A 13,757-nucleotide genomic window follows, 5' to 3' on the forward strand; every position below is an offset into this window, starting at 1 on the left:
TCAGGAAGCCGGAACGATGGCGGGCTTGTTGTTACTCAGCTCTGTCACCAGATCGTTAATGCCATCGCTCATGTTGGCAAAGCGCGTCAGCGGTGAGCGGGTCACTACCACGAAAGCGCCGATATTGTGCTGAGGGATCATCGCCATGTAGGTAATGAAACCGCCACCACCACCGGTTTTCTGAATGATCCCCGGGTGACCATTTTTTGCCGCCATATAGACCCACCCGAGGCCAAGCGCATCGGCTTTTCCGGGAACGTCCATCCCGATGACGCGCGTCAACTGGCTGCGCTGGTAAATCAACGTTTGCATCCGATCCGCCTGTGCGGTGCGGGAATAGAAGTCAGACGAAAGGAATTGCTGCATCCAGCGCATCATGTCGCCTGGCGTGGAATAGACGCCGCCACTGCCGATGGCCGCCAGTGTATTGTTACACGGACTGGCACCTTTCTCCGCCACCATCAGGCGCTGACACTGGTCCGGCGATGGCGTAAACGTGGTGTCCTTCATCCCCAGCGGACGGGTGATGCGCTCTTCAAAAAGCTGCGGATACGGTTTCCCTGCGGCATTTGACAGTGCATCCGCCAGCAGATCAAACGCCAGGTTGGAGTAGGCGGCCTGCGAGCCAGGTGTGGTTTTCAGGGTTGCCGTTGAGAGCCAGTTCCAGCGCTGGTCGCGGGTTGGCCAGACGAATACCGGGCGATGCGCCGCACCGCCGGGCTGCTCACGCGGGAGCGCGCTGGTGTGCGTCGCCAGATTCACCAGCGTAATCGGCACGCCGTTATGGCCGGGAACCCGCGCTCCGGGCGGTGCAAACTTACTTAACGGATCGTTAAGGTTCACGATGCCCTGATCGAGCAACTTCACCAGCATTTCGCTGGTCATCAGCTTCGTCAGGGACGCAATGCGGATCACCGAGTCAAGCTGTGGACGCACGTTATTGCCCGGGCGAGTTTCACCAAAGCTGCGGAACACCCGCTGGTTTCCATCAATCACGACGAGCGCCATGCCTGTCGCGCCGCTGCCATAAAAGATGTGATTGGCATAACGGTCAACAATATCAGAAGCAAAAACAGGATCGGGGGAGGTCTGGGCGGCGTGTGCCACAGACAGGGTTGACGCAAACAGCGCAATGCTCAACAGCAGACTACGTTTCAACGGGTGTGTCCATGAATTGAAATAGAAAGATAATGCGTATTTATACTACTTACCGGCGCGATGCAAAGCCCCTTTCACAGCAATCGTCCTGATAAAAACGTAACGACGCGTAAATGTAGAAAGTTTTCCTGTGATAAGCCATCCACTTTTGTGATCTGACGCTTATGATAGTCGCAGAGCGAATACTTTTTACGGAGCAGAAAATGGTCGGAAAACGCGTTGTCATGGTCGTCGATATGCAAAATGGCGTTTTCGCCACGCCGCGCCTTAACCCGGAACACTACATCGCGCAAATCAATCGCCTGACCCGCGTGGCGGATACCGTCATTTTCATCCAGCATGCGCAAGCGGGCGGGCTGGAAGAGGGGGGTGATGGGTTTGCCCTGCTGCCTGATCTGTGGCAACCGGACAATTCCCTGTACGTCACCAAAACTGCATGCGATGCCTTCTACCGCACGACGCTCGCCGATGTGCTTGCCGCGCATGACATTCACGCTTTCGTGATTTGCGGTTGCGCGACTGATTATTGTGTTGATACCACGATCCGAAACGGCGCCAGCCGTGGCTATGCCATCACCGTCGCCGAAGATGCTCACACCACCGCCAACCGACCCGCAGCGCCAGCCGAAACACTGATTGCCCATCATAACGATGTCTGGCGGGATCTTATCGTGCCCGACAACCCCGTTTACGTGAAACCCGTCGAAACAATTCTACGGGAATGGTTGACGAACTAAGTCGCTAATTCCCGGTCTCATTGAGCGGTCTGACCGTTTGGTTCTCCCTGATTTATCGCAACGTCGCTGCGGTTGGGGACGTGTTGTCACAGCAATAGCCAGAACAAAAAGAAGTTAGCAGGAGAGTTATATGTTTAAGTCTTTTTTCCCAAAGCCGGGGCCGTTTTTCCTTTCGGCATTTATTTGGGCACTCATTGCCGTTGTCTTCTGGCAAGCGGGCGGAAGCGCGTTTTTTGAGCAGATCGCGCATGTCAGCAATAAAGTTCCCATCAGCGCCGCGCGCTTCTGGTCCGGCAGTTATCTGTTGTTTTACGCCTATTACGCCTTTTGCGTGGCCGCATTCGCCCTGTTCTGGTTCACGTACAGCCCGCATCGCTGGCAATACTGGTCGATTCTGGGCTCATCGCTGATCATCTTCGTGACCTGGTTTCTGGTGGAAGTGGGGGTTGCGGTTAACGCGTGGTACGCGCCGTTCTTCGATCTGATCCAGACCGCTCTCAGCTCGCCGCATAAAATCCCTATCGAACGGTTCTACACTGAAGTCGGGGTGTTTCTCGGTATCGCGTTGATTGCGGTCGTGGTCGGCGTGCTGAACAACTTTTTCATCAGCCACTATGTGTTCCGCTGGCGTACGGCGATGAACGAATATTACATGACGCACTGGCAGCGCCTGCGTCACATCGAAGGGGCGGCGCAACGTGTGCAGGAAGACACCATGCGTTTTGCCTCTACGCTGGAAGATATGGGCGTCAGCTTTATCCAGGCGGTGATGACGTTGATCGCCTTTCTGCCGGTACTGGTGGCGCTGTCGCCGCACGTTGAGGAATTGCCGATTGTCGGACACATTCCCTACGGGCTGGTCATCGCGGCGATCGTCTGGTCATTGATGGGAACCGGTTTGCTGGCGGTAGTGGGGATTAAACTGCCCGGTCTGGCCTTTAAGAATCAGCGTGTGGAAGCGGCGTACCGTAAAGAGCTGGTGTATGGCGAGGACGATCCTGCTCGCGCCACGCCACCTACCGTTCGCGAGTTATTTGACGCTGTGCGCCGAAACTATTTCCGCCTCTATTTCCATTACATGTATTTCAACATCGCGCGCATTCTTTACCTGCAGGTGGATAACGTTTTCGGCGTGTTCCTGCTTTTCCCGTCAATTGTCGCGGGTACAATCACGCTGGGGCTGATGCAGCAGATCACCAACGCCTTTGGCCAGGTGCGGGGATCGTTCCAGTATCTCATCAGCTCGTGGACCACGCTGGTAGAGCTGATGTCCATCTACAAACGTCTGCGGAGTTTTGAGCGTGAACTGGATAACCCGGACAGCCAGCCCGTAACGCCATCTTTTAGCTAAACAGGGAAGCCTTATGACCACTGCCGCATCACGTTTTTGTACTGCCTCGTTAACCCTGCTGGCAGGTGCCATCCTGAGCGCCTGTACCAGCAAAGCGCCTGAATTAAAGGAGGGCGAGAAGGTGGTTGATGTGGCGGCCGTGGTACGGCAAAAAATGCCTGCCAGCGTTAAAAACCGCGAGGCGTGGGCGCAGAACATGGCAAAAACTTTCGAAAGCCAGAAACTGGCGCCGACGGTAGAAAACGTCTGCTCGGTGCTGGCGGTGGCGCAGCAGGAGTCTAACTATCAGGCTGACCCCGCCGTGCCCGGGCTGAGTGGCATTGCCTGGAAAGAGATCGACCGGCGGGCGGCGCGTCTGCACATTCCGGCCATGCTGGTGCATACCGCGTTGAAAATAAAATCCCCGAACGGCAAAAGCTACAGCGAACGGCTGGACAACGTGAAAACGGAAAAGCAGCTCAGTGAGATTTTTGACGATTTCATCAACATGGTGCCGATGGGGCAAACGCTGTTCGGATCGCTGAACCCGGTCCACACCGGTGGCCCGATGCAGGTCAGCATCGCGTTTGCCGAGGCGCATACGGACGGTTATCCGTGGGAAATGGCGGGAACGGTGCGACAGGAGGTCTTTTCCCTGCGCGGCGGTCTGTGGTTTGGCACGTATCATTTGCTGAACTATCCGGCGAATTACAGTGAGCCGCTGTATCGCTTTGCGGATTTTAATGCCGGATGGTACGCCAGCCGTAACGCCGCGTTCCAGAATGCCGTCAGCAAGGTCACGGGGGTGAAGCTGGCGCTCGACGGCGATCTGATCCGCTACGACAGCGATGAACCGGGCACAACGGAAATGGCGGTGCGCAAACTGGCGTCGCGCCTGTCGTTAAGCAACAGCGAGATCCATCGTCAGTTACAGAAAGGCGACAGTCTGGCGTTTGAAAAGACAGCGGTTTACGAAGGGGTATTCAGACTGGCGGAAGCGAAGACCGGGAAAGTGCTGCCGAAAGCCGTACTGCCGGGCATCCAGCTTGAGAGCCCGAAGATCACGCGTAATCTCACCACGGCGTGGTTCGCAAAACGCGTTGATGACCGTCGGGCCCGTTGTATGGCGCAGAATTAATGGTATCGGCGCCAGCGAAGGAACAGGGCTATCACGCCAAGCAGAGCGCAGCCTGCGAGGAAGGGCACTAAACCAAACAGCGTGCCGACCGCAAGACCCATCTCCACGCGCGGGCGACCGGTATCCTGCATTTGCATCAGATGTTCATAGACGCCTGGTGCATGTACCAGCATGTTGAGGAGTTGAGCGCCTGCCCAAAAGCATAACAATACAAACAACGCATAGGCGATATTGCCTGGCGCGGAAGATTCCCTTTTTTTCCCACTGATAATGGGTTTCGACATGGAGAAATCTGTCATATACGCCTCCCGGACATATGGTGCTGGATTCCTGTCCAGTGAATATGACTTAAGTGTGACAGTGGTTGTCGTTTGTCAATATCAGATTTATGGTAATTTCTGCTCAGGAATCGTCTTAGATGATGGAATTTTGTTGGTGATCACAAATGCGTCAACGCAGGTTAATCTGACAACTTTTTCAGATTTGTCGCGGGTTACGCAGACGGTCGGGGCGGAATATGTGATGATACGATTTTCTACTCTGGAGCGACCATGAACCTGCCTGTAAAAATCCGCCGCGACTGGCATTACTACGCGTTTGCGATTGGCCTGATCTTTATTCTGAACGGTGTTGTCGGGCTGCTTGGCTTTGAAGCGAAGGGCTGGCAGACGTACGCGGTCGGTCTGGTGACCTGGGTGGTAAGCTTCTGGCTGGCGGGCATGATTATTCGTCGTCGCCCGGACGACGAAACCCCGGCGGAGTAACGCCAGGCAACTAAGCGCTGCCTGGCGATGGATTTACATGGACGTTTTCAGTGCGCTGTCGGCCTGATGGCGTTCCAGCGCCAGTTCAATCAGACGGGTAATCAGCGAGGTGTAGTCCAGCCCGCTGGCCTGCCACAGTTTCGGGTACATGCTGATATTGGTAAAGCCGGGCAGAGTATTGATTTCATTGATAATGACGTCGTTATCCGCCGTCAGGAAGACATCGACGCGCGCCATGCCGCTACAGCCCAGTGTCTGATAGGCTTTGACCGCAATATCACGGATCTTGTCGTTAACGTCCGGGGCGATGGCCGCCGGAATCACCACTTTCGCGCCATTATCATCAATGTATTTCGTGTCATAGGCGTAGAACTCGCTATTGAGCACGATCTCGCCGCAGGTGCTGGCTTGCGGGAAGTCATTGCCTAACACCGCACACTCAATTTCGCGCCCCTTAATTCCCTGTTCAACCACCACTTTATGGTCAAATTCAAAGGCCAGCGCGACAGCCTGATGATACTGCGCTTCGCTGGTGACTTTGCTGACGCCAACGGAGGAACCCTGGTTCGCCGGTTTTACAAACAACGGCAAACCGAGTTGCGCTTCAACGTCGGCAAAGTGAATACGATCGCGATTCGCGCGGGTCAGTGTAATGAACGGTGCGATAGCCAGCCCGGCGTCGCGCAGCAGGCGCTTGGTGACGTCTTTGTCCATGCAGGCGGCCGAGCCGAGCACATCAGAACCCACGTAGGGGAGGTTAGCCATGCGCAGCATACCCTGCAGCGAACCATCTTCGCCCAGCGTGCCGTGAACAATCGGGAAAATGACATCAATGGCGGGCAGCGGCTGACCGTTATCCGCGTCGATCAGTTGTTGTACGGCTTTACCTGGAATTTGCGCCAGCGTGACGTCAGAAGGGCGCAGCGCGATGTGCGCGGGATCCTGCGCGTTTAACAGATAGTTGCTGGCATCGTTGATATGCCACTGGCCTTGCTTATCGATCCCAAGCAGGGTCACATCAAACTTTGTTTTATCAATTGCCTCGACGATGTTTTTCGCCGACTGCAACGACACTTCGTGTTCTGCTGATTTACCACCAAAAACAATGCCCACCCGCAACTTTGCCATCTCAACATTCATCCGCTAAAAAACTCAAAGCACATACCATACCACGCCAATTTCGGCGCTTCTGCCATAATCTTTAAAGCATTCATTTCTCTGCGCGGCGCTGAGGACAACGCGCTGCGAAAGGAGAAAATAAACGTGATAAAGTTCACAAAATTATGTAGAGGAAAGATAAAAACCCGAATTTATCCGCAGCGCATCTAACGCAATATTTTCCGGTCAGTGTATTGCTAAGCTGGCTAACCAACTTATAAGGTGAATGAAAACGCGCAGTTATGGAATCCTGGAAGGTTAACCTCATCTCAGTCTGGTTTGGGTGTTTTTTTACCGGGCTGGCTATCAGCCAAATCTTGCCGTTTCTTCCCCTGTATGTTTCACAGCTGGGCGTAACGTCTCACGAAGCCCTGTCGATGTGGTCCGGGTTAACCTTCAGCGTCACGTTTCTGGTTTCTGCCATCGTTTCCCCAATGTGGGGCAGCCTCGCGGACCGTAAAGGTCGTAAGCTCATGCTGCTGCGTGCGTCGCTCGGCATGGCGATAGCGATCCTGCTACAGGCGTTTGCCACCAATGTCTGGCAACTGTTTATTCTGCGCGCGATTATGGGGCTGACTTCCGGGTATATTCCGAATGCGATGGCGCTCGTCGCCTCTCAGGTGCCGCGGGAGCGCAGCGGCTGGGCACTCAGTACGCTGTCGACGGCGCAAATTAGCGGCGTGATAGGCGGTCCGTTGCTGGGCGGGTTTCTGGCGGACCACGTCGGTCTGCGGATGGTGTTTTTTATCACGGCGATCCTGCTTACCGTCAGTTTTCTGGTCACGCTGTTCCTCATTAAAGAGAGCGCCCGCCCGTCCATCAGCAAAGCGGAGCGTCTGAGTGGCAAAGCGGTATTTGCCACCTTGCCGTATCCGGGGCTGGTGATTTGTCTGTTTGTCACGACGATGGTCATTCAGCTATGTAATGGTTCCATTGGCCCGATTCTGGCGTTGTTTATTAAATCCATGGCGCCCGACAGCAATAACATTGCGTTCCTCAGCGGGATGATCGCCTCTGTGCCGGGTATTTCCGCGCTGATCTCCGCGCCGCGGCTGGGTAAACTGGGTGATCGTATTGGTACCGGGCGCATTCTCCTCGCCACGCTGTGCTGTGCGGTGGTGATGTTTTTCGCCATGTCATTTGTGACCTCGCCATTGCAACTCGGTATTCTGCGTTTCTTATTAGGCTTTGCCGATGGCGCAATGCTGCCGGCAGTACAAACGCTGCTGCTCAAATATTCCAGCGACCAGGTAACGGGACGTATATTCGGTTATAACCAGTCGTTTATGTATCTGGGGAATGTCGCCGGTCCGTTAATGGGCGCTTCTGTATCGGCGATGGCAGGTTTCCGTTGGGTATTTGTCGCGACGGCTATTGTGGTGCTGATAAACTTATTCCCGCTTCGCTTTGCGCTGCGCCGCGCGGCCAGAAAATAATACTCGCGCTGTCGTAAACTATTTTCTTATAATATCCAACAACAACACAGGCGTTGGATCATTTTTGTCGCCATAGAAACGTTTCGCTATTGCTTTCACCTGACATTTTGTCTATTTCATGCAAAATAGATACGACTTTTATCAGGCATGTCCGGAAAACTGTGTTAATGTCAAAACACTTCTGAAAAGGAAATAGCGCCATGAAAAATCTTATTGCAGAGTTGTTGGTGAAACTTGCTGAAAAAGAAGAGGAAGCGAAAGAGTTGACCGCACAAGTCGAGGCGCTGGAAATAGTCGTGACCGCGCTTATCCGGCATATGGAAAAGAATCAATTCGAAGCGCTGGTGACGGATGTCGAATCCGCGCTGGATCAGGCCGATCCCCGGGCTTACGTGTCAGAACGCGATACGGAAATCTTAAGGCAATATCTAAATAAGTTGTTACGGCATCCGCGTAGCTAACGCGTCGCGCTGACGTAGCGGATGCTGTCATAAGAGTGTCATCTGCCTTTTATAAAGTCTCCTTGTTTTTTAAAAAGTATTTATTACATGGAGAAGATAAAAGTGAGATACAGCGCAATATTCATCGCATTATTACCTCTGCTTACCGCTCCGGTTATTGGTGCCGAAACGACATCAACGGCAGTGCTGGATAATCGTGCCGCGCAGGGGGATATCACTACGCCTGGCGGAGCCCGTCGTTTATCCGCTGATCAGACCGAAGCGATCCGCGCATCAATTAACAGTGGCCAGGCCAAAAATATTATTTTGCTGATTGGCGACGGTATGGGTGATTCAGAAATTACGGCTGCCCGAAATTATGCTGAAGGGGCTGGCGGTTATTTTAAAGGGATTGATGCATTGCCCCTCACTGGTCAATACACGCATTACGCATTAGATAAGAAAACCGGTAAACCGGATTACGTAACGGATTCCGCCGCTTCCGCCACCGCATGGAGTACCGGGGTGAAAACCTATAACGGTGCGCTGGGTGTGGATATTCACGAAAAAGATCACACCACGATCCTCGAAATGGCAAAAGCGGCTGGTTTGAAAACCGGTAACGTCTCTACGGCGGAATTACAGGATGCAACGCCCGCGGCGTTGGTTTCGCACGTCACGTCGCGCAAATGCTACGGTCCGGGCGTGACCAGCGAGCAATGTCCGGGTAATGCGCTGGAAAAAGGCGGTAAAGGCTCGATTACCGAACAACTGCTGAATGCGCGTGCTGACGTCACGCTGGGCGGCGGCGCGAAAACCTTCTCCGAAACGGCGACGGCGGGCGAATGGCAGGGCAAAACGCTGCGTGAGCAGGCACAGGCGCGTGGCTACCAGTTAGTCAGCGACGCAAGCTCACTGGCTGCTATCACCGAAGCTAATCAGGATAAACCGCTGCTGGGTCTGTTCTCTGACGGTAACATGCCGGTGCGCTGGGAAGGGCCGAAAGCCTCTTTCCATGGCAACATCGACAAACCGGCCGTGACCTGCACGCCAAATCCGAAACGTGGCGCGAGCGTGCCGACGCTGGCGCAAATGACCGAAAAGGCCATTTCCCTGCTCAGCAATGGCGAGAAAGGTTTCTTCCTGCAGGTTGAAGGCGCGTCCATTGATAAGCAGGATCACGCGGCAAATCCGTGTGGTCAGATTGGCGAGACCGTCGATCTCGACGAAGCCGTGCAAAAGGCGCTGGAATTTGCCAAAAAAGACGGCAATACGCTGGTGATTGTCACCGCTGACCATGCGCACGCCAGCCAGATCATCCCCGCCGACACCAAAGCCCCTGGCCTGTCGCAGGCGCTGAACACCAAAGACGGTGCGGTAATGGCAATGACGTACGGCAACTCTGAAGAAGAGTCGATGGAGCATACCGGTGCGCAGCTTCGCATCGCCGCGTATGGTCCGCATGCCGCGAATGTCATCGGCTTAACCGATCAGACCGATCTCTTCTACACCATGAAAGACGCGCTTGCGCTGAAATAATGGCAAACCCGGCAGTGAAAATGCGCTGCCGGGTGGTTTTTTTGCCGTAACCGACCAGACTTACAGGGAATAACTCTCAGAAGGATGGTCCGATGAAAATTGCATTACTGGTGACGTTGCTCTGTGGCATGGTGATGACGACGGTGAGCGCGGCGGAGAAAACCTTAACGCCGCAGCAGCAGAGAATGACGACCTGCAACCAGCAGGCGACCGCCAAAGCGCTGAAAGGCGATGCGCGGAAAACCTATATGAGTGATTGCCTGAAGAATGGCGCATCGGCGTCAAACGAGAAAAGCCTGACGCCGCAGCAACAGAAAATGCGTGAATGTAATTCGCAGGCGACACAGCAGTCACTTAAAGGTGACGATCGCAGTAAGTTTATGAGTGCCTGCCTGAAGAAACAGGGTTAACGCTTATCGCGTCGGGTGAGCGGTTTACGGTTTCACCCGACGCGTTCTCCGCATCAGGATTTGCTCAGTTGTTCCGATTTTTCCATGCATTTCACCATCGCTTCCATCACCGCGGCACGGAATCCTCGCTCTTCCAGAACGCGAACGGCCTCAATGGTGGTGCCTGCAGGCGAGCAGACCATATCTTTCAGCTCGCCGGGGTGTTTGCCTGTTTCCAGCACCATTTTGGCGGAGCCCATCACCGCCTGCGCGGCAAATTTATAGGCCTGCGCGCGTGGCATACCGCCCAGCACGGCGGCGTCGGCCATCGCTTCGATAAACATGAAAACGTAAGCCGGTGCAGAGCCGCTGACGCCAACTACCGGGTGGATCATTGGTTCGGCAATCACTTCCGCTTCGCCAAAGCAGCGGAAAATGTTCAGCACATCGGCGGTATCTTCCGGCGTCACCAGCGCGTTTGGCGTCACCGAGGTCATACCGGCGTTCACCAGCGACGGGGTATTCGGCATCGCACGGACGATTTTACGATCGTGGCCCAGCGCGCGCGCCAGTTGTTCCAGCGTGACGCCTGCCGCGATGGAGACGACGAGAGAATCTTTATTCAGGCTGGAGGCGATATCGCTCAGCACTTTGACCATGATGCCCGGTTTTACGGCGCCAAAGACGATGTCCGCAATCTGCGCGACTTCCTGAGCACTCTGCGCGGCGTTGATTCCGAACTCATCATGCAGGGCGGCCACTTTGTCCGGCGATGGGGTATACACCCAAATCTGCCCAGGCATGACCTGCCCACTGGCGATAAGCCCACCGAGAATGGCTTTGCCCATATTGCCGCAGCCGATAAAACCGATCTTCTTCTCCATCACGTTCTCCCTCAGCTCGTTTTATAGCGATATAGCTTAACATCTTGTGACTATCTCTGGCGGGAAAAGCACGAGATAATAGCCCGCAGACAGGATCTACAGGAGTCACAATGGCTATTTGGGTTGATGCGGACGCGTGTCCGAACGTCATCAAGGATATTCTTTTTCGTGCCGCCGAGCGGACGCAAATCCCGCTCACGCTGGTGGCGAACCAGAATTTGCGGGTGCCGCCATCGCGCGTTATCCGGACGCTGCGGGTGGCCGCCGGGTTTGACGTCGCGGATAACGAGATCGTGCGGCTGTGCCAGCCCGGCGATCTGGTGATCACCGCGGATATTCCGCTGGCGGCGGAAGTGCTGGCGAAAGGCGGCGTGGCGCTTAATCCACGCGGCGAACGATACAGTGAAGCGACGATCCGCGAACGGTTGACGATGCGTGATTTTATGGACACACTCCGCGCCAGTGGTATTCAGACTGGCGGCCCGGACAGCTTATCGCAGCGCGACCGGCAGCAGTTTGCCGCCGAGCTGGAAAAATGGCTACTTAGCGTCAAACGCCAGCAGGGCTAATCACCGCGGGCGTCAGGGCCACAGGGCTTGTCAAAAGCTGGCGCTTTCATGTAATGTTGCCGAAACATAAATTGACCTAAAATGTTTACAGTTTCGCAGGTCATGGGTCAGAATCGGCCCTTGTTAGTGAACGAGCTAACATGAAACTGTAAAATTATTTTTACACTGAGATGTGTACTCGTTTAATGGTACCTTTTTCTCTGAACGACCATCCGGCGCTTTGCGCTACCAGGGGGATCCCCAGGTTATGACACAACCTATATTTCTGATCGGCGCCCGCGGTTGCGGAAAAACGACCGTTGGCGAGGCGTTAACCCGCGCCTGCGGATTTACTTTTATCGATACCGACCAGGCATTACAGGCGAAGGCGCAGCGTTCTATCGCCGAGATTGTTGAAGACGAGGGCTGGTCAGCGTTTCGCGCGCGTGAAACCGCGACGCTGCAGTCGGTTACACAACCCGCAACGGTGATCGCCACCGGCGGCGGGATTATCCTTTCCCCGGTAAATTGCGACTTTATGCGCAGCAATGGCGTGGTGATCTACCTGAATGCGCCGGTTTCCGTGCTGGCGGAACGCCTGGAAGCCTTTCCGGAAGAGGCGCAACGCCCGACACTGACCGGCAAACCGATCAGTGAAGAGGTGCACGAGGTGTTAGCGCAACGTGACGCGCTCTATCGCCAGACCGCGCATCATGTGGTGGATGCCAGTGGTTCCCCGGAGCAGGTGGTGCATGAAATCCTGACCGCATTACAGGTCGCGCGCGCCAGTTGATCCCCTTGCCATGGCCCCGGGTGACGGGGCTGTCCTGCTGCTCATCCCATCGTCTTTCCCGCCGCAATTTGCCCTGAGTGAGCAAAAATTGCGCCATTCGTGTTTTTCCTGCGTACCGAAATATGCCTGACAGGGCGTAAATCACACTTTTCATTAATCGAAAGTGTTAATGAGAGGTTAAGCTCAGGATATTTCAGGTGGGTTTTGGAATCATTTGGAATCTTTACATTTCGATGACCAGTGGAGATGCTACGCTTTTGAACGGTTCTTTTTATAACCAGAAAAAAGGCGGATATCTGTCGTAAGCCTGTTCAAAAAGTAGTGGAGAGACTGCGCTCTGCCAGGGCGGACGCAGTCTGAATGAAAGGTACATAACATGAGTGCAAACCTGGCGATTCTTACTATTGGTGTCGTGCCAGTCAATGAGGCATTACCCTATCTGACCGAGAATATCAGGGAAGACCAAATCACTCATATCAGCCTGCTTGGCAAAATGACCCGTGAAGAGGTGATGGAAGATTATGCGGCTGAGCCTGGCGAAGAGATGATCGTATCGTTACTGAACGATAACGAGCGAGTTTACGTGTCAAAAGCCAAAGTGGTGCGCGATCTGCAGGCCGTTATCGAAGTTTTAGATCAGCAGCATTATGACGTGATCCTGTTCATGAGCACCGCGCCGATTACCAGTCTCGTCGCGCGCAATGCCATTCTGCTGGAGCCGTTGCGGATTATTCCGCCGCTGGTGGCGTCGATTGTCGATGGTCATCATGTCGGGGTGCTCGTGCCGTTAAAAGAGCTGATCCCCTCGCAGCAACAGAAATGGCAGGTTCTGGAAAACCCGCCCCGTTTTGCGCTGGCGGACCCAATGCAGCATACCGACGCGCAAATGGTGGAAGCCGGGCGCGAGTTAATTGACAGTGGCGCGGATGTGCTGATGCTGGATTGTCTCGGCTATAGCCAGAAGCATCGCGATCTCCTGCAAAAGGCGCTGGATGTGCCGGTATTGCTGTCTAATATCCTGGTGGCGCGTCTGGCCGCTGAACTGCTGGTGTAACGTGTTTTTTTGCGTGACAGCCCTTCACGCTGGCCCCTATATTGAATGCTTAACTTAAGCGATAAGGGCCAGTTTATGCTTCAAAGTAATGAATACTTTTCCGGCAAAGTGAAATCCATTGGATTTACCAGCAGCAGTACAGGCAAAGCCAGCGTTGGCGTGATGGCGGAAGGCGAATATACCTTTGGTACCGCAGAGCCGGAAGAGATGACGGTGATAAGCGGCGCGCTGCGCGTTCTGTTGCCAGGGGAAACCGACTGGAAAACCTATGAAGCCGGAGCGGTATTCCGTGTGCCTGGCCACAGCGAGTTTCATCTGCAGGTCGCGGAGCCGACCTCGTATCTTTGCCGTTACCTGAAATAAAACAATCCCGGCCTTGCGCCGGGATT

General features: G+C 54.5%; 16 protein-coding genes. 12 read left to right on the forward strand and 4 right to left on the reverse strand.

What is annotated here, in order from left to right:
* Complete coding sequence (ampH, locus tag AOY23_RS16410; protein ID WP_054180519.1) at positions 1–1,158, reverse strand: D-alanyl-D-alanine-carboxypeptidase/endopeptidase AmpH; 1,158 nt, start codon at positions 1,156–1,158, stop codon at positions 1–3.
* Between the two features lie 203 nt (positions 1,159–1,361).
* Between ampH and AOY23_RS16415 the strand changes: the two genes are divergently transcribed.
* The 3 genes from AOY23_RS16415 (at position 1,362) to AOY23_RS16425 (ending at position 4,363) form a co-directional block, all read left to right on the forward strand.
* Positions 1,362–1,895 carry an isochorismatase family protein gene (locus AOY23_RS16415; RefSeq protein WP_054180518.1) on the forward strand — a complete coding sequence of 178 codons (534 nt, stop codon included), beginning with the start codon at positions 1,362–1,364 and terminating at the stop codon, positions 1,893–1,895.
* A 130-nt stretch (positions 1,896–2,025) separates the two neighbouring features.
* Entirely contained in the window at positions 2,026–3,246 is a 1,221-nt protein-coding gene (sbmA, locus tag AOY23_RS16420; RefSeq protein ID WP_054180517.1) for a peptide antibiotic transporter SbmA, read from the forward strand.
* A 13-nt stretch (positions 3,247–3,259) separates the two neighbouring features.
* Positions 3,260–4,363: a DUF1615 domain-containing protein gene (locus tag AOY23_RS16425; RefSeq protein ID WP_054180516.1), complete on the forward strand. Its 1,104-nt coding sequence runs from the start codon at positions 3,260–3,262 to the stop codon at positions 4,361–4,363.
* Here the strand turns inward: AOY23_RS16425 and AOY23_RS16430 are convergent.
* Positions 4,360–4,662: a YaiY family protein gene (locus tag AOY23_RS16430; RefSeq protein ID WP_054180515.1), complete on the reverse strand. Its 303-nt coding sequence runs from the start codon at positions 4,660–4,662 to the stop codon at positions 4,360–4,362. The two genes, AOY23_RS16425 and AOY23_RS16430, sit on opposite strands and share 4 nt — an antisense overlap.
* A 252-nt stretch (positions 4,663–4,914) precedes the next feature.
* Here AOY23_RS16430 and AOY23_RS16435 point away from each other — a divergent pair, with 252 nt between their 5' ends.
* Positions 4,915–5,127, forward strand: coding sequence for a DUF2754 domain-containing protein (locus AOY23_RS16435; RefSeq protein ID WP_054180514.1), 213 nt, complete (start codon positions 4,915–4,917; stop codon positions 5,125–5,127).
* Positions 5,128–5,160: 33 nt separating this feature from the next.
* Here AOY23_RS16435 and ddlA read toward each other — a convergent pair whose 3' ends face one another.
* On the reverse strand, positions 5,161–6,255 hold the full coding sequence (gene ddlA, locus AOY23_RS16440; protein WP_054180513.1) for a D-alanine--D-alanine ligase: 1,095 nt from the start codon (positions 6,253–6,255) through the stop codon (positions 5,161–5,163).
* 272 nt (positions 6,256–6,527) lie between these two features.
* Here ddlA and AOY23_RS16445 point away from each other — a divergent pair, with 272 nt between their 5' ends.
* The 4 genes from AOY23_RS16445 to psiF all read left to right on the forward strand — a co-directional run bounded on the left by AOY23_RS16445 (position 6,528) and on the right by psiF (position 10,110).
* Positions 6,528–7,721: a multidrug efflux MFS transporter gene (locus tag AOY23_RS16445; protein ID WP_054180512.1), complete on the forward strand. Its 1,194-nt coding sequence runs from the start codon at positions 6,528–6,530 to the stop codon at positions 7,719–7,721.
* A 200-nt stretch (positions 7,722–7,921) separates the two neighbouring features.
* Positions 7,922–8,182: an anti-adapter protein IraP gene (gene iraP / locus AOY23_RS16450; protein ID WP_038155194.1), complete on the forward strand. Its 261-nt coding sequence runs from the start codon at positions 7,922–7,924 to the stop codon at positions 8,180–8,182.
* Between the two features lie 87 nt (positions 8,183–8,269).
* Positions 8,270–9,700: an alkaline phosphatase gene (gene phoA / locus AOY23_RS16455; protein ID WP_054180511.1), complete on the forward strand. Its 1,431-nt coding sequence runs from the start codon at positions 8,270–8,272 to the stop codon at positions 9,698–9,700.
* 92 nt (positions 9,701–9,792) lie between these two features.
* Complete coding sequence (psiF, locus tag AOY23_RS16460) at positions 9,793–10,110, forward strand: phosphate starvation-inducible protein PsiF (protein ID WP_054180510.1); 318 nt, start codon at positions 9,793–9,795, stop codon at positions 10,108–10,110.
* Between the two features lie 53 nt (positions 10,111–10,163).
* Here the strand turns inward: psiF and proC are convergent, their stop codons facing one another.
* Complete coding sequence (gene proC, locus AOY23_RS16465; RefSeq protein ID WP_054180509.1) at positions 10,164–10,973, reverse strand: pyrroline-5-carboxylate reductase; 810 nt, start codon at positions 10,971–10,973, stop codon at positions 10,164–10,166.
* A 110-nt stretch (positions 10,974–11,083) separates the two neighbouring features.
* On the opposite strand from proC, the gene AOY23_RS16470 reads away from it, so the two are divergent.
* From AOY23_RS16470 to ppnP, 4 genes are all read left to right on the forward strand, one after another.
* Positions 11,084–11,542: a YaiI/YqxD family protein gene (locus AOY23_RS16470; RefSeq protein WP_054180508.1), complete on the forward strand. Its 459-nt coding sequence runs from the start codon at positions 11,084–11,086 to the stop codon at positions 11,540–11,542.
* A gap of 247 nt (positions 11,543–11,789) precedes the next feature.
* Positions 11,790–12,314, forward strand: coding sequence for a shikimate kinase AroL (aroL, locus tag AOY23_RS16475; RefSeq protein WP_054180507.1), 525 nt, complete (start codon positions 11,790–11,792; stop codon positions 12,312–12,314).
* A 376-nt stretch (positions 12,315–12,690) separates the two neighbouring features.
* Positions 12,691–13,368 carry an AroM family protein gene (locus AOY23_RS16480; RefSeq protein ID WP_054180506.1) on the forward strand — a complete coding sequence of 226 codons (678 nt, stop codon included), beginning with the start codon at positions 12,691–12,693 and terminating at the stop codon, positions 13,366–13,368.
* Between the two features lie 75 nt (positions 13,369–13,443).
* Positions 13,444–13,731 (forward strand): pyrimidine/purine nucleoside phosphorylase, encoded by a 288-nt coding sequence (gene ppnP / locus AOY23_RS16485; protein ID WP_054180505.1) that lies wholly within the window; start codon positions 13,444–13,446, stop codon positions 13,729–13,731.
* Positions 13,732–13,757 lie beyond the last annotated feature (26 nt).

Origin of the sequence: Trabulsiella odontotermitis, assembly GCF_001297775.1 — a bacterium.
Lineage (GTDB): Bacteria > Pseudomonadota > Gammaproteobacteria > Enterobacterales > Enterobacteriaceae > Trabulsiella > Trabulsiella odontotermitis.

Excerpts from the sequence above, each read along its gene's own strand:
- AOY23_RS16415 (WP_054180518.1), top strand. The coding sequence starts at position 1,362 with ATGGTCGGAAAACGCGTTGTCATGGTCGTCGATATGCAAAATGGCGTT.
- sbmA (WP_054180517.1), top strand. The coding sequence starts at position 2,026 with ATGTTTAAGTCTTTTTTCCCAAAGCCGGGGCCGTTTTTCCTTTCGGCA.
- AOY23_RS16425 (WP_054180516.1), top strand. The coding sequence starts at position 3,260 with ATGACCACTGCCGCATCACGTTTTTGTACTGCCTCGTTAACCCTGCTG.
- AOY23_RS16430 (WP_054180515.1), bottom strand. The coding sequence starts at position 4,662 with ATGACAGATTTCTCCATGTCGAAACCCATTATCAGTGGGAAAAAAAGG.
- AOY23_RS16435 (WP_054180514.1), top strand. The coding sequence starts at position 4,915 with ATGAACCTGCCTGTAAAAATCCGCCGCGACTGGCATTACTACGCGTTT.
- ddlA (WP_054180513.1), bottom strand. The coding sequence starts at position 6,255 with ATGGCAAAGTTGCGGGTGGGCATTGTTTTTGGTGGTAAATCAGCAGAA.
- AOY23_RS16445 (WP_054180512.1), top strand. The coding sequence starts at position 6,528 with ATGGAATCCTGGAAGGTTAACCTCATCTCAGTCTGGTTTGGGTGTTTT.
- iraP (WP_038155194.1), top strand. The coding sequence starts at position 7,922 with ATGAAAAATCTTATTGCAGAGTTGTTGGTGAAACTTGCTGAAAAAGAA.
- phoA (WP_054180511.1), top strand. The coding sequence starts at position 8,270 with ATGGAGAAGATAAAAGTGAGATACAGCGCAATATTCATCGCATTATTA.
- psiF (WP_054180510.1), top strand. The coding sequence starts at position 9,793 with ATGAAAATTGCATTACTGGTGACGTTGCTCTGTGGCATGGTGATGACG.
- proC (WP_054180509.1), bottom strand. The coding sequence starts at position 10,973 with ATGGAGAAGAAGATCGGTTTTATCGGCTGCGGCAATATGGGCAAAGCC.
- AOY23_RS16470 (WP_054180508.1), top strand. The coding sequence starts at position 11,084 with ATGGCTATTTGGGTTGATGCGGACGCGTGTCCGAACGTCATCAAGGAT.
- aroL (WP_054180507.1), top strand. The coding sequence starts at position 11,790 with ATGACACAACCTATATTTCTGATCGGCGCCCGCGGTTGCGGAAAAACG.
- AOY23_RS16480 (WP_054180506.1), top strand. The coding sequence starts at position 12,691 with ATGAGTGCAAACCTGGCGATTCTTACTATTGGTGTCGTGCCAGTCAAT.
- ppnP (WP_054180505.1), top strand. The coding sequence starts at position 13,444 with ATGCTTCAAAGTAATGAATACTTTTCCGGCAAAGTGAAATCCATTGGA.